Annotated in this window: 30 protein-coding genes; 3 read left to right on the forward strand and 27 right to left on the reverse strand. The window is 41.8% G+C overall.

What is annotated here, in order from left to right; translation table 11 throughout:
• Window positions 1–60 precede the first annotated feature (60 nt).
• On the forward strand, window positions 61–1,218 hold the full coding sequence (gene queG, locus ACQKC9_RS11940) for a tRNA epoxyqueuosine(34) reductase QueG (RefSeq protein WP_427621979.1): 1,158 nt from the start codon (window positions 61–63) through the stop codon (window positions 1,216–1,218).
• A gap of 185 nt (window positions 1,219–1,403) precedes the next feature.
• Here the strand turns inward: queG and lysM are convergent, their stop codons facing one another.
• The 6 genes from lysM to ACQKC9_RS11970 all read right to left on the reverse strand — a co-directional run bounded on the left by lysM (window position 1,404) and on the right by ACQKC9_RS11970 (window position 5,916).
• A complete protein-coding gene (gene lysM / locus ACQKC9_RS11945; RefSeq protein ID WP_057758817.1) occupies window positions 1,404–1,913 on the reverse strand; it encodes a peptidoglycan-binding protein LysM in 510 nt (169 codons plus the stop codon).
• Window positions 1,914–2,195: 282 nt separating this feature from the next.
• Complete coding sequence (acpP, locus tag ACQKC9_RS11950; protein ID WP_057758815.1) at window positions 2,196–2,432, reverse strand: acyl carrier protein; 237 nt, start codon at window positions 2,430–2,432, stop codon at window positions 2,196–2,198.
• Window positions 2,433–2,702: 270 nt separating this feature from the next.
• A complete protein-coding gene (gene fabG, locus ACQKC9_RS11955; protein ID WP_057758813.1) occupies window positions 2,703–3,431 on the reverse strand; it encodes a 3-oxoacyl-ACP reductase FabG in 729 nt (242 codons plus the stop codon).
• Window positions 3,428–4,396, reverse strand: a complete 969-nt coding sequence (gene fabD / locus ACQKC9_RS11960) for an ACP S-malonyltransferase (RefSeq protein WP_394125157.1) — start codon at window positions 4,394–4,396, stop codon at window positions 3,428–3,430. Before fabD ends, fabG begins: the two co-directional genes overlap by 4 nt.
• A gap of 425 nt (window positions 4,397–4,821) precedes the next feature.
• Window positions 4,822–5,004 carry a 50S ribosomal protein L32 gene (rpmF, locus tag ACQKC9_RS11965; RefSeq protein ID WP_057758809.1) on the reverse strand — a complete coding sequence of 61 codons (183 nt, stop codon included), beginning with the start codon at window positions 5,002–5,004 and terminating at the stop codon, window positions 4,822–4,824.
• A gap of 318 nt (window positions 5,005–5,322) precedes the next feature.
• The gene (locus ACQKC9_RS11970) at window positions 5,323–5,916 is read right to left on the reverse strand and encodes a YceD family protein (protein WP_427621980.1); all 594 of its coding nucleotides are present in this window, start codon (window positions 5,914–5,916) and stop codon (window positions 5,323–5,325) included.
• A gap of 181 nt (window positions 5,917–6,097) precedes the next feature.
• Here ACQKC9_RS11970 and ACQKC9_RS11975 point away from each other — a divergent pair, with 181 nt between their 5' ends.
• Complete coding sequence (locus tag ACQKC9_RS11975; protein WP_427621981.1) at window positions 6,098–6,841, forward strand: elongation factor P hydroxylase; 744 nt, start codon at window positions 6,098–6,100, stop codon at window positions 6,839–6,841.
• A 232-nt stretch (window positions 6,842–7,073) separates the two neighbouring features.
• Window positions 7,074–7,694: an L-threonylcarbamoyladenylate synthase gene (locus ACQKC9_RS11980; RefSeq protein ID WP_160023599.1), complete on the forward strand. Its 621-nt coding sequence runs from the start codon at window positions 7,074–7,076 to the stop codon at window positions 7,692–7,694.
• A gap of 110 nt (window positions 7,695–7,804) precedes the next feature.
• Here ACQKC9_RS11980 and rplQ read toward each other — a convergent pair whose 3' ends face one another.
• The 21 genes from rplQ to rpsC all read right to left on the reverse strand — a co-directional run bounded on the left by rplQ (window position 7,805) and on the right by rpsC (window position 18,477).
• Window positions 7,805–8,164 carry a 50S ribosomal protein L17 gene (rplQ, locus tag ACQKC9_RS11985; protein WP_021813387.1) on the reverse strand — a complete coding sequence of 120 codons (360 nt, stop codon included), beginning with the start codon at window positions 8,162–8,164 and terminating at the stop codon, window positions 7,805–7,807.
• 19 nt (window positions 8,165–8,183) lie between these two features.
• Window positions 8,184–9,191, reverse strand: a complete 1,008-nt coding sequence (locus ACQKC9_RS11990) for a DNA-directed RNA polymerase subunit alpha (protein WP_021813386.1) — start codon at window positions 9,189–9,191, stop codon at window positions 8,184–8,186.
• An 80-nt stretch (window positions 9,192–9,271) separates the two neighbouring features.
• Window positions 9,272–9,913: a 30S ribosomal protein S4 gene (rpsD, locus tag ACQKC9_RS11995; protein WP_057758723.1), complete on the reverse strand. Its 642-nt coding sequence runs from the start codon at window positions 9,911–9,913 to the stop codon at window positions 9,272–9,274.
• A 48-nt stretch (window positions 9,914–9,961) separates the two neighbouring features.
• Entirely contained in the window at window positions 9,962–10,351 is a 390-nt protein-coding gene (gene rpsK / locus ACQKC9_RS12000; protein ID WP_010196728.1) for a 30S ribosomal protein S11, read from the reverse strand.
• 20 nt (window positions 10,352–10,371) lie between these two features.
• A complete protein-coding gene (gene rpsM, locus ACQKC9_RS12005; RefSeq protein WP_021813384.1) occupies window positions 10,372–10,728 on the reverse strand; it encodes a 30S ribosomal protein S13 in 357 nt (118 codons plus the stop codon).
• A 247-nt stretch (window positions 10,729–10,975) separates the two neighbouring features.
• Window positions 10,976–11,092 carry a 50S ribosomal protein L36 gene (gene rpmJ / locus ACQKC9_RS12010; RefSeq protein WP_010196721.1) on the reverse strand — a complete coding sequence of 39 codons (117 nt, stop codon included), beginning with the start codon at window positions 11,090–11,092 and terminating at the stop codon, window positions 10,976–10,978.
• 31 nt (window positions 11,093–11,123) lie between these two features.
• A complete protein-coding gene (secY, locus tag ACQKC9_RS12015; RefSeq protein ID WP_166739245.1) occupies window positions 11,124–12,455 on the reverse strand; it encodes a preprotein translocase subunit SecY in 1,332 nt (443 codons plus the stop codon).
• Window positions 12,456–12,474: 19 nt separating this feature from the next.
• Complete coding sequence (gene rplO / locus ACQKC9_RS12020) at window positions 12,475–12,915, reverse strand: 50S ribosomal protein L15 (RefSeq protein WP_057758719.1); 441 nt, start codon at window positions 12,913–12,915, stop codon at window positions 12,475–12,477.
• Window positions 12,915–13,094 (reverse strand): 50S ribosomal protein L30, encoded by a 180-nt coding sequence (rpmD, locus tag ACQKC9_RS12025; RefSeq protein ID WP_057758718.1) that lies wholly within the window; start codon window positions 13,092–13,094, stop codon window positions 12,915–12,917. Before rpmD ends, rplO begins: the two co-directional genes overlap by 1 nt.
• Before the next feature lie 20 nt (window positions 13,095–13,114).
• On the reverse strand, window positions 13,115–13,630 hold the full coding sequence (gene rpsE / locus ACQKC9_RS12030) for a 30S ribosomal protein S5 (protein ID WP_057758716.1): 516 nt from the start codon (window positions 13,628–13,630) through the stop codon (window positions 13,115–13,117).
• Window positions 13,631–13,632: 2 nt separating this feature from the next.
• Window positions 13,633–13,983: a 50S ribosomal protein L18 gene (rplR, locus tag ACQKC9_RS12035; RefSeq protein ID WP_057758713.1), complete on the reverse strand. Its 351-nt coding sequence runs from the start codon at window positions 13,981–13,983 to the stop codon at window positions 13,633–13,635.
• A gap of 11 nt (window positions 13,984–13,994) precedes the next feature.
• Window positions 13,995–14,528, reverse strand: coding sequence for a 50S ribosomal protein L6 (gene rplF, locus ACQKC9_RS12040; protein ID WP_057758710.1), 534 nt, complete (start codon window positions 14,526–14,528; stop codon window positions 13,995–13,997).
• Window positions 14,529–14,704: 176 nt separating this feature from the next.
• Entirely contained in the window at window positions 14,705–15,103 is a 399-nt protein-coding gene (rpsH, locus tag ACQKC9_RS12045) for a 30S ribosomal protein S8 (RefSeq protein WP_057758708.1), read from the reverse strand.
• Between the two features lie 11 nt (window positions 15,104–15,114).
• The gene (gene rpsN / locus ACQKC9_RS12050; RefSeq protein ID WP_010196705.1) at window positions 15,115–15,420 is read right to left on the reverse strand and encodes a 30S ribosomal protein S14; all 306 of its coding nucleotides are present in this window, start codon (window positions 15,418–15,420) and stop codon (window positions 15,115–15,117) included.
• A gap of 12 nt (window positions 15,421–15,432) precedes the next feature.
• Complete coding sequence (gene rplE / locus ACQKC9_RS12055; RefSeq protein WP_101204865.1) at window positions 15,433–15,969, reverse strand: 50S ribosomal protein L5; 537 nt, start codon at window positions 15,967–15,969, stop codon at window positions 15,433–15,435.
• A 21-nt stretch (window positions 15,970–15,990) separates the two neighbouring features.
• Window positions 15,991–16,308 (reverse strand): 50S ribosomal protein L24, encoded by a 318-nt coding sequence (rplX, locus tag ACQKC9_RS12060; RefSeq protein WP_101204866.1) that lies wholly within the window; start codon window positions 16,306–16,308, stop codon window positions 15,991–15,993.
• Between the two features lie 8 nt (window positions 16,309–16,316).
• The gene (rplN, locus tag ACQKC9_RS12065; protein WP_010196702.1) at window positions 16,317–16,685 is read right to left on the reverse strand and encodes a 50S ribosomal protein L14; all 369 of its coding nucleotides are present in this window, start codon (window positions 16,683–16,685) and stop codon (window positions 16,317–16,319) included.
• 183 nt (window positions 16,686–16,868) lie between these two features.
• Complete coding sequence (gene rpsQ / locus ACQKC9_RS12070) at window positions 16,869–17,144, reverse strand: 30S ribosomal protein S17 (RefSeq protein WP_021813375.1); 276 nt, start codon at window positions 17,142–17,144, stop codon at window positions 16,869–16,871.
• Entirely contained in the window at window positions 17,141–17,338 is a 198-nt protein-coding gene (gene rpmC / locus ACQKC9_RS12075) for a 50S ribosomal protein L29 (RefSeq protein WP_025644397.1), read from the reverse strand. Before rpmC ends, rpsQ begins: the two co-directional genes overlap by 4 nt.
• The gene (gene rplP / locus ACQKC9_RS12080; protein ID WP_025644399.1) at window positions 17,338–17,751 is read right to left on the reverse strand and encodes a 50S ribosomal protein L16; all 414 of its coding nucleotides are present in this window, start codon (window positions 17,749–17,751) and stop codon (window positions 17,338–17,340) included. The genes rpmC and rplP overlap by 1 nt, the downstream gene beginning before the upstream one ends.
• A gap of 3 nt (window positions 17,752–17,754) precedes the next feature.
• Window positions 17,755–18,477, reverse strand: coding sequence for a 30S ribosomal protein S3 (gene rpsC / locus ACQKC9_RS12085; protein WP_057758704.1), 723 nt, complete (start codon window positions 18,475–18,477; stop codon window positions 17,755–17,757).
• Window positions 18,478–18,479 lie beyond the last annotated feature (2 nt).

Here is an 18,479-nt window from a genome sequence, read left to right on the forward strand (position 1 = left end):
TCAGATATGAATAATCTGATTAAAACAAACGAGAAAACATCTAATAAGCACCTACTATCTATGCCTACTGATAAAAACAAAATCACCATTACCAATCCAACTGTATTTGCAACCACAGCTGATGTTAAGCAATGGATTACAGCACAAGCACAGGCACTAGGATTTGCTGATTGTGGTTTTCTATCTGTGCATCATCCTTTATTTACTAAGCAGATTGAACAACTACAGAAGTGGCTTGATAAAGGTTATGAGGGTCAACTGCAGTTTATGCACAATAACCATGATCTGCGCGCTCATCCTGATCAGTTAGTCGAGGGCGCAAAGACCATCATTAGCGTACGCATGGACTATCTAACTCAAGCACCCACACCGCGTGCTGTCACTGATAATGATCATCCCAATAAAGGCATCATTGCGCGTTATGCAAGAGGGCGCGACTACCATAAGACAATGCGTAGCCGTTTAAAGCAATTGGCTTTAAAAATAGAAACAATGCTTCCTGAATGGCAACATTTAGATATCGGTTCAGAAAAAGAATTTGTGTTTAGACCTTTTAGCGATTCGGCGCCTATCTTTGAGCGGCCTATTGCAGATGCAGCAGGTCTCGGTTGGACGGGTAAACATACACTACTTATAAATAAGCAAGCTGGCTCATTTTTTGTGCTCGGTGAGCTATTTTTGAGCCTTGAACTGCCCGACGACAAACCAGTCAAGGAGCATTGCGGTAGTTGTAGCGCTTGTATTGATATATGTCCTACTCAAGCAATTGTCGCGCCCCATGAGCTCAACGCCTCTGCTTGTATCTCTTATTTGACTATCGAGCATGATGGCGTCATCGATACCAAATATCGACGCGCAATTGGCAATCGGGTCTTTGGCTGTGATGATTGTCAGTTAATCTGTCCATGGAATCGTTATGCCAACCTAACTACCGTCGACGACTTCGCACCAAGGCATGGATTAGATAATAGTAGCTTGCTTGAACTATGGCAATGGCAAGAAGCCGACTTTATGAAGAATACTCAAGGTAGCCCGCTTAGACGCACCGGCTATGTGAATTTTTTACGTAATATCGCTATCGGGCTTGGCAATGCTAATGCCAGCTTAGAAGTGGTCGAACAGTTAAAATCTAAATTGACCTTACATAATGACATGCTAGATGAGCATATCGAATGGGCTCTAGATGAGCAGCATAATAAGCTAGACTTAACCAATTAACCAATTAACCAATTAACCAATTAACCAATTAACCAATTAACCAATTATTTTATGATTATCAAATCTCCCTGAGATAAAATGGTTATTTGAAGTATACAACATAAAAAAAGCCTCTTAATAATAAGAGGCTTTTTTATTAGAATATCATATTCAAAATACTATCTTTCTATATGCTTCTTTTAACGTTATGGCTTAGGAATGCGTAGTACTTGACCTGGATAGATTTTATCTGGATCAGATAACATTGGCTTGTTCGCTTCAAATATCTTCATATAATCGCCAGATGAACCATAAACTTCTTTAGCAATCTTAGATAAGCTGTCACCAGACTTTACCGTATACATTGTAGATTCAGGTGCATCTTCTTCAATATCGATGTTATCAATAACTTTTGCAACGTTTTGCACGTTACCGATAGCGATAATTGCTTTTTCACGATCAGCCTGAGTTTTAGCATTACCACTGATTTCTGCAGTATCTGTAGAACCATTATATTTAATTTTCAGGTTACTGATATTGAGGTTTTGCTGTTGAATACGGCGCAACAAAATATTGGCAACTGATTGTGCACTCGGCTCACTGCTTTGTACTGGTGTATTAGCATCTGCTTTCGTTTCTGTCTTAGCATCATGCTTTTCGTCATCACGGTTAAAAATCTTATCACCGATATCTTTTGCAAAGCTAAACATACCCATATATCTACTCCTTGAAATATTATTATTTGTCATTCTTTTAATGAAACACACAATCAAACAATATTTTAAATGTTTAACTGGCTTCTTTTTTTACGACTTACTATTATTAGTATAAATAAAGTGAGTCGATGTAGATAGTAATAGTATGTTGAATAATGTTGAATTGACGTAGTCAATGTTAAATTCGATTGCTGTACTTCAAAATATTAGTCATACACCCATAAAAAAACCGCCTATCTAATCAGATAAGCGGCATTATAAATCTGCTAAATAAGTAGCAAATTATAGTTGGGCTTGTACGTAATCGATTGCTTTTTGAACAGTAGTCAATTCTGCAGAATCTTCATCAGGAATAGTGATACCAAAATCACTTTCAAATGACATAACCAATTCAACTAGGTCTAAAGAATCTGCACCTAGGTCTTCCATGAATGAAGCATCGTTGTTGATGTCTTCAACATTCATACCTAGTTGCTCAGCTACTGCTGCTTTTACTCTTAGCTCGATATCATTACTCATGTAGATCACTCCGTTATCATCTATTATTTTTAATAAACTGCTATATCGCCTTATTTAACGCTATAGCATGGTATATAAAATGCGTTTGCCAGACCAGCAATGCTGTCTGAGTACTCTATGACATGTTATACAGTCTGTCTGATGTCTAATAAAGCCCTGCTATCATACAGGGCTTTGACTCAAAAGTATCCGTCATTATAGCACCCTTTATTATAGTTTACACTCGTTCACACAGTTTTTTATTATAACTATGTAACGCTCGTATATTGACTACATATACATGCCACCATTGACAGGAATGACAGCACCTGTGATATAGCTGGCCTCATCGCTAGCTAAGAAATGTACCGCTGCAGCGATGTCTTCTGGCTGACCAAGACGACTGATAGGTACAGCATCTAACATAGAGTTCAATAGGCGCTCATCAAGCTCATCTGTCATATCTGTTTCGATCAAGCCTGGTGCCACGCAGTTGATGGTCACTTGGCGTGAACCAATCTCACGTGCAAGCGTACGGCTAAACCCTTCTACGCCAGCTTTAGTCGCCGCATAGTTAGATTGGCCTGCATTGCCCATTTGAGCGACGACAGAGGTAATGTTGATAATACGGCCACGGCGTGCTTTCATCATACCGCGTACAGCACGTTTACTCATGCGATAGACCGATGTCAAATTGGTATCGATAACGTTTTCCCAATCTTCATCTTTCATGCGCATCAATAAACCATCTTGAGTGATACCTGCATTGTTAACCAATACTTGCACCGCACCATAGACGCTTTCAATCTCTTCAAACAGTTTATCAATTTGAGCAGTATCACGTACGTCTAAAACACGACCAATACCACCAGTATCATGAAGATAGTCATCGATAAGCTCAGCGCCCTTTTCAGTGGTCGCGGTTCCAATGACAAAATGTCCTTCTTTAGCAAAACGCTTGGCCACTGCCTTGCCAATACCTCGGCTAGCGCCAGTTACTAATGTAATCGTACGGCTCATGATAACACCTCCAATAATTTTTCTAGACGGGCAGGCTTGTCAGTAGGATAGCTTGCGATTGGCTGCGCCTGACGCTTCGCCAAATTGCTCAGTACATTACCACTGCCGCATTCGATTAATATATTAATTTGCTTATCAGCCAGCTCTTGCATGGTTTTTGACCACAATACTGGCTCACTCAGCTGTTCAGTCAATGCTTGCTTGATACCGACCGCACTGGTTTCAACACGTGCGTAGCGATTTTGTATAACAGGAATGGTTGCCTGATCAAACTTGATACCTGCTAGTATCTCAGCCAATGCATTGCTGGCAGGTTCCATAAGGGCGCAATGAGACGGCACACTCACTTTTAGAGGAACAGATTTTTTGCCCGTGTTTTTGACTTTATCAATAACAGCATTAACACCAGCAGCGTTACCGGAGATAACCACTTGTCCTGGACTATTGAAATTGGCAGCCCCAACAACGGCATCTTCGACATGTTCGGTTGCCTGTTCACACAGGTTTTCGACTCGGTTATCTTCTAGTCCTAATACTGCAGCCATAGCAGTATCGACACCTACAACGGCCTCTTGCATCAACTGACCGCGCTTATGCACTAAAGTGACTGCATCACCCAGCGATATCACATTGGCAGCACACAGGGCACTGTACTCGCCCAGAGAGTGACCAGCTAAATAACAAGGCGTCTCTTCTATTTTTTGTTGTAGGACACGCCAAATAGCAATACTAGCTGTCAAAAGCGCAGGCTGAGTATATTGGGTTTGATTGAGTTTTTCTTCGTCCTGACAGATTGCCCACAAATCCTCACCAAGCGCCTCACTCGCTTCGGTAAATGTATCACGTATCTCTGGATAGATTTCAGCAAGCTCGCTCGTCATCGCGACTGCTTGAGATCCTTGTCCAGGAAAAATAACCGCGATACGAGCGGGTTGCTTTTTTACCATATCGGGTACAGAAGCCATAACCAATATTCCTTATCTGATTAGAAATATCCCTAAAAACAATGGGGTGTATTATATTATTAGATGTTATACAAAGCCGCTACTTCAAGTATTTATGCAAGAAAACGGATTGTCAGTAAACTATACACTGACAGACACTATTATCATAGCGGATGCAAACCAAACAGCAAGAGTAACGCTGCTCAAATTAAAGGAGCAGATTATATCAGCACATTTTTAAATCTACTAAAAATAACAAGCAAATTAAGCAATAAGTCTAGTTATAAATAACAAAAAGCCAAGTTATCCAGCCACATAATATATGATAGCGAAATAACTTGGCTTTTTTTAGCTCAAAGCTTATTGACTAATAATAACTAGGCAAAAACAATAATAGTCACCAGTACTATTATCATCTTCGCCTAAGCTATCATAGAGCCAATGTCTTAGGCGTCTTGGCTGACTTTGAACAGTTGACGACCACGGTAGAAACCATCTTTAGTCATGTGATGACGACGATGTTTTTCACCAGTAGTAGCATCTACGCTTAGTTCAGCAATTTCCATACGGTGATGTGAACGGCGCATGTCACGACGAGAACGGCTTTTACGACTTTTTTGAACAGCCATGATATAGCTCCTATACTTAAAAGGGATAAGCTTGAAATTCAGCTTAAGTCGATACTGACAGAGGCTATATAATCATAACAACCTAAGTCTTAAGCATCATTAGTTAAATAGATTGCCACTCACATAAAGCACTGACCAAGGCTGAATTTTATAAAAAATTTACCCAGTCAGTTTCTATCAGCAAGCAACAGGTTGCTCGAATGCAATAAACCGGACATTATACGCATGTTTATTAAATTAATAAAGCCCTGCCTCGCACTCTTCTGTACAAAGCTGATAAAAGGCTTTTTAAATGCATCGAGTAGATAATTTTGGCGCTTATAGTTTGCCTTTTAGCGAGGCTAAAGCAGCAAAAGGATTTTCACCTTCTTCTTCTTCTGGTATCTCACCAAACTGCTCAACAGACATTTCACAATCGTCATGCTTTGGTGCCATTGGCGTTTTGAGCAAGATTTCGTCTTCTACCAATTTCTTAAATGGCAACAAACGCTCTGGAGATTGCTCGGTGACGATTTCATCCAGTAATAAATAATCTTGTTCATCTTTAACTAGGCGAACCTGACTATCATTTTCGAGTAGCGCAATGTCATAATCATCAGACAAGTCTATAGCGATTGGTTGTAAACAGCGCTGACAAGTTAGCCAAACATCACCTGTCAAAGTAAATGCTAAATGCAAGACATTGTTACGACGATACAAGTTAGCGTTGAGCTGTATGTCTGACTGCTCATGTTCAGTACTCAAAGTAGCAGCAAGACGATCAAACGAGTTTGGTTTGACCTCTCCTGACCATTCGTAACCAGTGTCTGCCCACTTATCTAAAGAGATGTGCTCAGGCATGCCAGTAGATACAGGCGCTTTTTTATTGTCAGCGTGAGGTGCTGACGGTTTAGTTTCTGGAGTGCTTGACATGCGCGGCCTCATTCATAAAAACGGTGTATAATATTGCCTGCCATACTAACGGAAAGTGCCATATTCTGCTAGCGCTAGTATGTTAAGATTTTTTGATAGTAAGTTTGTTTAAGCTCTTTTACTACTTACCTTTTACCTAAAGTTTTTTGTCTTTAGTATTTATTAAGTCAATGTCTTCTCTATGAATCTATCCGATAATAAAATGAATTTTTCTGATTTACTTTCTTCTACTGAAGCAAGTTCGTTGCTACAACAGCTTATTCAATTAAAGAGTCATACTGAAAAGTCATCTAGCAATATGCTCTCTCATGATAAAAATGAGTATTTAAAAGAATGGAGAAGTCAGTGGCAAAAATTGTCTAGTACTCAATCTGACAATACTTACTCAGCAGAATTAATAATTGATAGCGAACGATTAGCTACCGACTGGCTCATACAGTTATTTAATACTTTATTCGCTGATCAGCAAGTTATATTGGCTCGTAGCAATGATGAACCCGAGTATTTTCCAGCTCAAGATAATGAACCCGCTCGAATTGAATTTGCTCACGGATTTTTTGCCAGTGCTCTGCATGAAATCAGTCATTGGTGCGTAGCTGGTGACGCTCGTAGACAACTATCTGACTTTGGTTACTGGTATGCACCAGATGGACGATCAGCGGCGCAGCAACAAGCGTTTGAGCGTGTAGAAATCAAACCTCAAGCATTAGAGTGTCTATTCACCTTGGCGTGTGGACGAAATTTCCAAGTCTCACAAGATAACTTGTTTGCCGACTTCGACACCAGTAGTAGCACCTTTGCTATTGATGTCTATCAGCAAGTCCAAAGCTATATAGCCAAACCTCATACTCTGCCGCGTGACGCTAAGACTTTACTGATTGCTTTACTTAGCGCTTGCATTTCTCCATCTGAAATCAACGCTTAATTCAAATTACTAAGTGTTCCTACTTATTAACGATTTTCTACGGTTGGTAACGCCTTGCCACTAAACTTATATCTACTTTGAGCTATACTGATAACTGAAGTGGTATTTTGAAAATATCGATCTGCTTTAGTTCTAGAATAGTTTTTCTAATATATCCAGTGATTGAACCACATCTAATTAATGAAAAATTTGTCTCAATTAAAAACCAATAATTATAAAATAAGGAACCACTATGGAAGTCTTTTATATTCATCCCGATAATCCGCAGCCACGTCTCATTGAGCAAGCCGCTGACCTATTGCGCAGAGATCAGTTAATCATTTATCCAACGGATACCAGTTATGCTTTTGGTTGCCGTTTGGGTGCAAAGGATGCCCTAGCTAAACTCAAGCAAATCCGTGAACTCGATGATAAGCATCAATTTACCTTGCTGTGCCGCGACCTAAGCGAAATTGCCAATTATGCAACAGTTGATAACGTGCAATTTAAACAGCTGAAAGCCCACACACCTGCCCCAATTACTTTTATTCTTACTGCCACCAAAGACGTACCGAAAAAACTGGCGCATGCAAAGAAAAAAACCATTGGTATTCGTGTACCTAGTAACCCCATTGCTCAAGCATTATTAGAAGCGATGGATGAACCTATCTTAACCAGCTCACTGATTTTGCCTAATCGAGACGATATTTTGGATGACCCATTTGAGATTGAAGATTTGCTAGGCAATCAAATCGACGGTCTCATCAATGCAGGTATAAAGACGACCAAGCTTACTACTATCGTAGATATGACTAGCAGCGTTCCTGAAGTTATCAGGCAAGGTGCGGCTGATGTCGATTCGTTATTACTGTAAGCAGCTAGCTATTGCTTTAAACAACTAATAATATATTTAGTCAAATTTAAGACAAAAAAAAGCTCCAATTGCATTGGAGCTTTTTTATGGAATATGTCTTAGGTGTAAAACTAGTCGCGATCAACCAATTCTACATAAGCCATTGGCGCATTGTCACCATCACGGTAACCGCATTTTACGATACGCAAATAACCACCTGGACGCGTCTGGTAACGAGGACCTAACGTGCCAAATAATTTGCCTACCATAGCTTTGCTACGCATACGGCTGAATGCTAAACGACGGTTAGCAACGCTGTCTTCTTTAGCCATAGTGATCAATGGCTCGGCAACGCGACGTAGTTCTTTAGCTTTTGGTAAAGTTGTTTTGATCAGTTCATGCTCAAATAATGAGTTAGTCATGTTCTGAAACATTGCCTTACGATGACTGCCGGTACGACCCAGCTTGACTCCACTCTTACGATGGCGCATAGTCAAAAATCCTTAAAGTTTAACGGCTACGATAAGAAAAGCGATCATCAACACGTAAATCAGCTGGTGGCCAGTTATCTAGGCGCATACCGAGCTCTAAATCTTTAGACGCTAATACGTCCTTGATTTCTGTCAATGATTTCTTACCAAGATTTGGGGTTTTTAGAAGTTCAGTCTCTGAACGCTGTACCAAATCACCGATATAGTAAATGTTTTCAGCTTTCAAGCAGTTGGCTGAGCGAACCGTTAGTTCAAGATCGTCCACAGGGCGTAATAGCACCGGATCAACCTCTTCTTTCTCTTTCACAGGCTCAGGCGCTTCTTCAGCTTCTAGGTCAACAAAGATAGAAATCTGTTGTTGTAAAATAGTGGCTGCTTTACGAATTGCTTCTTCTGGATCTATAGTGCCATTAGTTTCAAGCTCAATGATAAGACGATCAAGATCAGTACGCTGCTCTACACGAGCGTTCTCAACCTGATAAGCAACACGAAGCACAGGACTAAAACTTGCATCAAGCTTTAAACGTCCAATTGCTTTAGTATCACCATCTTCACGGCGCTGGTTTGCTGGCTCATATCCACGACCCATCACTACACGCAAACGCATCTTAAGATGACCACGATCGCTCAATGTACCCAAGACCAATTCTGGATTGATGATGTCAACATTGTGCGGCAACGCGATGTCTGCAGCAGTAATAGTGCCTGGACCTTGTTTATCCAAGGTCAAAAATACTTCATTTTGGTCATGAAGCGTAATTGCTAAGCCTTTTAGGTTCAAAAGCAAATCAAGTACGTCTTCTTGCAGGCCTTCAAGCGTTGAGTATTCATGGTCAACACCATCAATCTCAGCTTCAATGACTGCAGCACCAGGTAATGAAGATAACAAGATGCGACGCAGAGCATTACCTAGGGTATGCCCAAAGCCGCGTTCTAACGGTTCGAGCGTGACTTTCGCAATCGTTTCGTTAACCGTATCCACATTAATGGCATTCGGCGTTAGAAACTCAGTTGCATTTAGCATCATGATGTCACCTCGATTTATTAAACTGGTTTAATTAACGTTAATTGCTCAATGCCATTTTCATAACATTGAGCATTACGTCATTACTTAGAGTATAGCTCAACGATCAAGCTTTCGTTGATTTCAGCAGGTAGATCAATACGATCAGGCGCATGTTTAAATGTGCCTTGTAGTTTGCTGTGGTCAACATCAAGCCATTCTGGAATACCACGTTGTGTCGCTAATTCGATAGCGTTTTTAATACGTAGCTGTTCGCGAGATTTCTCTTGGATAGCGATGACATCACCATCTTGAAGCTGAATTGAAGGAATGTTCACACGAACAAACTCATCACGGCCAGCTTTTTTTACCATAACAGTACGATGACTGACTAGCTGACGTGCTTCTGCGCGAGTTGAGCCAAAGCCCATGCGATATACAACGTTATCTAGACGGCTCTCAAGCATTGCTAGCAAGTTTTCACCAGTAGCGCCACGCTTACGAGCAGCTTCTTTATAGTAGTTCGCGAATTGACGCTCTAGTACACCATAAATACGCTTAACTTTTTGCTTTTCACGCAACTGTAGAGCATATTCTGAGGTCTTGTTACGGCTTACGCCATGCTGACCTGGTGGACGACCAGCTTTCTTCGTTTTTACGTCATACGGTTTAACGCCAGACTTAAGGCCTAAATCCGTACCTTCACGACGTGATAATTTCAGTTTTGGTCCAATATAGCGGGCCATTGTTATGTCTCCTATAAGCTTTTAGTATAAAAAGCTTCGTCTTTAATATTAGACGCGGCGCTTTTTCGGCGCACGGCAACCATTGTGTGGGATTGGGGTTACATCAGAGATGCTGTTAACTTTATAACCCAATGCACCTAGTGCTCTTACCGCAGACTCACGACCCGGTCCTGGTCCTTTGACCAAAACATCGATATTCTTAACACCATATTCTTGGGCCGCTTTACCAGCGACTTCAGCTGCAACCTGAGCTGCAAATGGTGTAGATTTACGTGAACCACGGAAGCCTTGTCCACCTGAAGTGGCCCAAGCCAATGCATTACCTTGACGATCGGTAATCGTAACAATGGTGTTATTAAAAGACGCATGGATATGGGCAATGCCCTCCGATACTGAACGACGAGCCACCTTTTTGCGACTGCGAGTGTCTTTTGCCATCTTTTAGCTTCCTAAGTTAATTATCTTTTGAGAGGGCGTGTCGGACCCTTACGAGTACGAGCGTTGTTCTTGGTGTTCTGACCTCTAACTGGTAGGTTACGACGATGACGGATGCCACGGTAACAACCAAGATCAACTAAACGCTTGATGTTCATTGAAACTTCACGACGAAGGTCACCTTCGGTCATGTAGTTTGCAACTTGTGCACGGATAGCATCTAACTGTGTATCATCTAACTGACTGACTTTAGTAGTAGGGGCGATGCCAACTGCTTCTAAGATTTTCTGAGCAGTGGTACGACCTACACCAAAGATGTAAGTTAGTGAAATAACAGCATGCTTATTATCCGGAATGTTTACGCCGGCAATACGAGCCATTGATTTCTCTCCATTAAAGAAAAATAAGCGTTATCTAGCGATAAGGCTTTACTCTTCAGATTTGTTGCTGTTAATACTAGAGCTTTTATAATCATTATCGATGTTTTGACTATAAGTCTGCTCATCGATTCTATTATAAAAGATTTTGTATAAACACGGCAAGTGGCGGATGATATCGCATCCGCCGTTATTTTTCAAGTATTAATTTAATTAGCAGCGAAAACTAGAGGTTTTCTAATACTAAATATTAACCTTGACGTTGCTTGTGGCGAGGTTCTGCTGTACAAATAATATGTACACGGCCTTTACGGCGCACAACTTTACAGCTACCACAAATCTTTTTAACTGATGCTTGAACTTTCATAGCATGCTCCTTGAAATATCGTACCGCTCATTTAAGGTTGAGTGGGCGATTGAATTAACGTCTGATCATGATATTGATGGGTCATCAAATGCGCTTGAATCTGCGAGATGAAGTCCATTACCACAACCACCATAATCAGTAAAGACGTACCACCGAGTTGAAACGGCACACCAAACGATGACTGGACGACCATTGGCATTAAACAAATAACCGTCATATACATCGCGCCAATAAAGGTCAGTCGGTTTAATACATGATCGAGGTAACGCTGAGTTTGTTGTCCTGGGCGAATACCTGGGATATACGCACCACTACGTTTAAGGTTCTCTGCTACTTCACGCGGACTAAATACCAATGCCGTATAAAAATAACAGAAGAAAATAATCATTGCGCCAAACAGTACTAAATATAGCGGCTGCCCTGGAGACAACACCAATGCCATATTTTGAAGTATTTTCTGTACAAAGGTAGGATCAGTCGATTGACCAACCCACTGCCCTAAACTTGCAGGAAACAATAACAAAGAACTGGCAAAAATAGCGGGAATAACCCCTGCCATGTTTAGCTTAAGCGGCAAATGTGATTGCTGCTGAGCATAAATTTTGCGGCCTTGTTGCTGTTTTTGTGCATAGTTCACAGGGACACGGCGTTGAGCACGTTCAATATAAACGATACCCGCAGTAACCGCGATACCTAGCAGTACAAAAATAAATAGCACAATCAAGTTCATCTGACCTTGATTGACCTGTTCAATAGACTGCGAAATCATACCTGGCGTACCAGCCACAATACTCGCAAAAATGAGCATTGAAATACCATTACCTACACCGCGTTCTGTAATCTGCTCACCAAGCCACATTAAGAACATTGCGCCTGCTACTAAAGAAGTAACAGCTGGAATATAAAAGGTAAGACCAGTAGATAAAGTAAGGTTTTGGCTGATTAAGCCGGCACACATTCCTAATGACTGTACTAGTGCTAAAGCAAGTGTTCCCTGACGGGTATACTTGTTTAACTTGCGTCGTCCCGCTTCACCTTCTTTTTTGAGGGCTTCAAGCGATGGCAATACTGCAGACATCATCTGTACGATAATCGATGCTGAGATATATGGCATAATGCCAAGTGCCATGATAGACATACGCTCTAGTGCACCACCTGAGAACATATTAAACATGCTCAGAATGGTGTTTTCGTTGCGCGAAAACAGATCAGCCAAGTTAACTGGGTTGATACCCGGAACTGGAATATGTGACCCTAAACGATAAACAATCAATGCGCCGATTAAAAATAATAAACGCGTCCATAGCTCATCATACTTACGTATAAATGCGAATGGATTAAGCGGTATACCAGCCGATGACATTGATTGTTTTGACACGTTACTACTCCTCGATGCTACCACCAGCAGCTTCGATAGCTTGCTTAGCACCTTTAGTCACTTTAATACCTTTGAAAGTATAAGCTTTAGTGACTTCGCCTGATAGCATTACACGAGCACGTTTCATATCGTGACGGATAAGGTTAGCAGCTTTAAGTGTTTCAAGGCTAACTACATCGCCTTCAATTTTATTCAGTTCAGAAAGACGTACTTCAGCAGTCTTCATAGCCAGTTTACTGGTAAAACCAAATTTTGGTAGACGACGATATAGAGGCATCTGACCACCTTCAAATCCTGAGCGAATGCTAGAACCTGAACGAGATTTCTGACCTTTTACACCACGACCACCAGTCTTACCAAGACCTGAACCGATACCACGACCACGACGTTGGGCAGTTTTCTTTGCGCCAACACCTGGTGATAATTCATTTAATCTAAGACCCATTACGCTTCCTCCACTTTTACCATGTAGTTAACGCGATTGACCATACCACGAGTCGAAGGAGTATCTTCTACTACTACAGTATGATTAATACGGCGTAAACCCAATCCTTTCAAGCTCGCTTTGTGGCTCTTTAGGCGATGGGCACCCGATTTAAATTGAGTGACTTTCATTTTTTTCATCGTAACTCACCTAGTCTAAGTTAACCCAAGATTTCGTCTACAGATTTACCACGTTTAGCTGCCATCTTCTCTGGAGTTGACATATCACGTAAACCGTTAAACGTTGCGCGAACAACGTTAGCAGTATTGGTAGAACCATAACATTTAGTCAAAACATCTTTGACACCAGCAACTTCTAATACAGCACGCATTGCGCCACCAGCGATTACGCCAGTACCTTCAGATGCAGGTTGCATGTAGACTTTACTAGCACCATGACGTGCTTTGATTGGATGATGCAAAGTTGCATCATTTAGCTCAACAGTAATCATATTACGTTTGGCAGCTTCTAGTGCTTTTTGGATAGCAGCTGGCACTTCACGTGCTTTACCGCGACCAAAACCTACACGACCATTGCCATCGCCCACTACAGTCAATGCAGTGAAAGAGAAAATACGACCACCTTTAACAACTTTCGCTACGCGATCAACGGTAACTAAGCGTTCTACTAGACCGTCAGTCTGTTCATTTTTATCATTTTTATCATTTCTAGCCATGATTAAAACTCCAATCCGTTTTCGCGAGCAGCTTCTGCTAAAGCTTTAACTCGACCATGATATTTGAAACCACTACGGTCAAAGGCAACTTTAGTAATGCCAGCTGCTTTTGCGCGTTCTGCGATCATTTGGCCTACAGACGTTGCTGAATCAGCATTACCAGTCGCGCCTGAACGCAAGCTGCTGTCTAAGGTAGATGCCTGAGCAATCACTTCACCACCATTTGGAGAGATAATCTGGGCATAAATATGTTTTGACGTGCGGTTAACCGTTAAGCGATGAACGCCTAAGAAACGGATATGCGCGCGTGTTTTCTTAGCTCGACGCAGACGAGCTGCTTTTTTATCAAACATTTCAACTCACCTTATTTTTTCTTAGCTTCTTTGCGAATCACATGCTCGTCACTATAACGAATACCTTTACCTTTATAAGGCTCAGGTGGGCGGAAACCACGGATGTTGGCGGCTGCTTGACCAAGCTGCTGTTTATTGTTTGATTTCAAAACAATTTCAGTTTGCGTTGGCGTTTCAGCTGATACACCTTCAGGTAACGTATACTCTACTGGATGAGAATAACCAACGTTCAAGGTTACCTTGTTACCAGTAACTTGCGCGCGATAACCAACACCAATTAACTGAAGACGTCTTTCAAAGCCTTCGTTCACGCCAGTAACATAGTTGTTAACAAGAGCGCGCATGGTGCCAGTGTGCATCATAGCTTCTTTTGAATCGACTGTAGGTGAGAAAATGATAGCATCATCTTCCTGTTTCAGCTCGACCAATTCATGCAGGCGTAAAGACATAGAACCGTTCTTGCCTTTAACTTCGACCTGCCGATCGTTCAAAGTAACGCTTACGCCGTTTGGCAGCGTCACTGGGGCTTTAGCCACACGAGACATAGGAATATTCCTTAAAAAATTTAACTTCTTTATATTAGCGAAAAAACTAACAGGCTAAAAAGCGTGTTAGTTTAGCATAGTTGACTGTGTTAGACATCTATCAATTCAAAATAATTTAATATTACTCAATCAATAGAAGCCTAACAACCATCAAATAGACTTCATCGTCGTATAGCTTACGCTACGAATGCGACGATTTCACCACCGATACCAGCAGCGCGTGCAGCACGATCGCTCATGATACCTTGGCTAGTAGATACGATAGCAACACCCATACCTTGCTTAACAGTAGGGATTTCGTCTTTACCGCGGAACTGGCGAAGACCAGGGCGGCTGTAACGTTGAATAGTTTCGATAACCGCACGGCCTTCGAAGTATTTCAATTCAATAGTAAGGGTTGCTTTGTTGTTTTCTTGCTCAGTAACAACGGCGCTCGCCACATAACCTTCGCTAACTAGCAAATCAGCAATTGATTTACGTAATTTAGAGCTCGGCATTGCTACCGATACTTTGTTAGCCATTTGTGCGTTACGGATACGGGTTAGCATATCCCCAACGGTATCTTGCATACTCATATAGTTACTCCTTACCAGCTTGCTTTACGAACACCAGGCACATCGCCTTGCATGACACGCTCACGCAGCATATTGCGTGATAAGCCAAACTTGCGGAAGTAACCGTGAGGACGACCGGTGATAGCACAACGATTACGCAGACGTACTGGTGATGAGTTGCGTGGAAGAGCTTGTAGCTCTAACATCGCTTCCATACGAGTTTCGTCACTTGCAGTCATATCACTGATAGTTTCTTTTAGCTTGATACGCTTTTCAGCATATTTAGCAACCATTTTTTCGCGCTTTAATTCGCGGTTAATCATGCTCTTCTTTGCCATAACGTCTTTACCTTATTTAAATGGGAAGCCGAATGCTTTAAGCAACGCACGACCTTCTTCATCAGATTGAGCTGACGTGGTGATTGTCACATCCATACCACGGATACGATCAATCTTGTCAAAATCTACTTCTGGGAATACGATTTGTTCTTTAATACCCAATGAGTAGTTACCACGTCCGTCAAAGGCTTTAGGTGAAAAACCGCGGAAATCACGAATACGAGGAATTGCAATGGCAACGAGACGATCTAAAAATTCGTACATTTGCTCACCGCGTAGCGTTACTTTACAGCCAATTGGCCATTCTTCACGAATCTTAAAGCCAGCAACTGATTTACGCGCTTTGGTGACAACAGGTTTTTGACCAGCAATCGCGGTCATATCAGCTACAGCACCTTCCAACAATTTCTTGTCTTGAGACGCTCCGCCTACACCCATGTTAAGTGTGATTTTAGTGATTTTAGGCACTTGCATCACATTTGCCAAACCAAGCTCTTCTTTGATTTGCTGCTTTAGTTCATCGTTATATAAAGATTTTAATCTTGCCATTACCATTACACCCTTAGTGTCTTACGCAGTCGCCACTACTTCACCGCTTGAACGATAGACGCGTTGTTTCTTGCCGTCTTCGCCAAACTGATAAGTAATACGGTCTGCTTTTTGGGTTTGCGCATTTAAGATTGCGACATTTGAGATATGCAGAAAAGCTTCTTGCTTAAGAATGCCACCTTCAACGCCAGTTGCCTGATTTGGCTTCTGGTGTTTAGTAACAATATTAATGCCTTCAACTTTAATACGATCGTTTTTTACAGCTTGTACAGTACCTTGCTTGCCTTTGTCTTTCCCAGCAATCACGATAACTGTATCGCCTTTACGTAATTTTGACATGGATTACCTCACAATACTTCTGGTGCTAGTGATACAATTTTCATAAACTGATCACCACGTAGTTCACGAGTTACCGGTCCAAAAATACGAGTTGCAATCGGCGCTTTGTTTTGGTTCAACAATACCGCAGCATTGTCATCAAAACGTAACACAGAACCATCTGGACGACGAACGCCTTTTTTGGTACGTACAACTACTGCATTCATCACGTCGCCTTTTTTAACACGACCACGAGGAATGGCTTCTTTAACCGTTACTTTAATAATGTCGCCAACTGATGCATAACGACGATGAGAACCACCCAGTACTTTAATGCACTGAACTCGCCTTGCACCGCTATTGTCTGCAACTTCCAGCATTGACTCAACCTGAATCATAGCGTTACTCCACACGTATGAGCAATAAAAACCAGTTGCTGCCGCTAGCACAGAATGAGTAGGACGGCATTTTAATATAAATAACCGCGACTTACTCTTAATGTGAGTGATATACGCTCGGCGCAATCAGCATCCTTAAAAAGGCGGCTATTTTAACAGCTTCTGGCTTTTAATGCAATTTACTTAGATTTTTTCTACTTTTTCAACCACATCAACTAAAGTCCAAGACTTAGTTTTTGAGATTGGACGCGTTTCTTTGATGCGGACAAGGTCGCCTTGTTGGCAAACGTTATTCTCATCATGAGCTTTGATTTTCGTAGAACGACGAAGCTGCTTGCCATACAAAGGATGACGAACCAGACGCTCAATCAAAACTGTGATGGACTTGTCCATCTTGTCGCTGACAACTCGTCCTGTCAATACGCTAGCATTGGTAGCTGTTTGATTGTTATCGCTCATGAGTCGCCTCGTTGTTTCTCGTTAATCAAAGTCTGAAGCTGGGCAATCGTGCGACGATTGGCTCTAACTTCATGGGTATTACCCAACTGACCAGTTGCTTTAGCCATACGAATACGGAAAGCATCAAGTTGCTTTTCATCAAGTAACTGGGTCAGTTCTTCTAATGATTTATCACGTAATTCACTGATCTTCATTACATTATCGTCCGCTTAACAATGGTAGTTTTAAAGGGCAATTTTGCTGCAGCGAGCGTTAATGCATCACGAGCAAGCTCTTCAGATACCCCTTCAATTTCATATAGCACTTTACCAGGTTTGATTTCGCATACCCAATATTCTACTGGACCTTTACCTTTACCCATACGTACTTCTAATGGTTTGTTGGTAATTGGTTTGTCAGGGAATACACGAATCCAAATCTTACCGCCACGCTTAATTTTACGAGTGATGGTACGACGTGCTGCTTCAATTTGACGAGCTGTCATACGACCACGCGTCAATGATTTTAGACCAATTTGTCCGAATGCAACGGTGCTTCCACGATGAGCTAGCCCAGTGTTACGACCTTTGTGCATTTTACGAAACTTGGTACGTTTTGGCTGTAACATAGTTTAACCTCTGTCTGAGTTTCGACGGTTTCCACGACCACGGCGTTTTGGCGCACGAGTCTGCTCTTCTTTGACGGGATTATATACACTGTTCATACCGTCAAGGATTTCGCCACGGAAAATCCAAACTTTAACACCGATGGTGCCGTAAGTTGTCTCTGCACGAATTGACGAGTAGTCAATATCAGCACGGAGTGTATGCAATGGCACACGACCTTCACGGTACCATTCACTACGAGCAATCTCAGCACCGCCTAGACGGCCAGACAGCTCAACCTTGATACCTTTAGCACCAGAACGCATGCTGTTCTGTACCGCGCGTTTCATCGCACGACGGAACATAACACGACGCTCAAGCTGGCTACCGATGCCGTCTGCTACCAAACGTGCATCAAGGTCAGGTGACGTGATTTCTTCAATGTTGACCTGAGCAGGTACGCCCATAATTTTGGTCAATTCTTTTTGAAGTCTTTCGATATCTTCGCCTTTCTTACCGATAACAATACCAGGACGCGCAGTGGCGATGGTAATCTTAGCAGCGCCAGTAGGACGCTCGATCATGATGTTGCTGATCATAGCGTTATCTAGCTTTTTGCGTAGATATTCACGAACTTGAATGTCGTTAATTAGGTATTCTGAGTATTGTTTAGGGTTAGCATACCAGTTTGCGTTATGCTTTTTTACAACACCAAGACGAATTCCGATTGGATGTACTTTTTGACCCATAA

This window comes from Psychrobacter sp. NPDC078409 (genome assembly GCF_050268505.1).
Taxonomy (GTDB): domain Bacteria; phylum Pseudomonadota; class Gammaproteobacteria; order Pseudomonadales; family Moraxellaceae; genus Psychrobacter.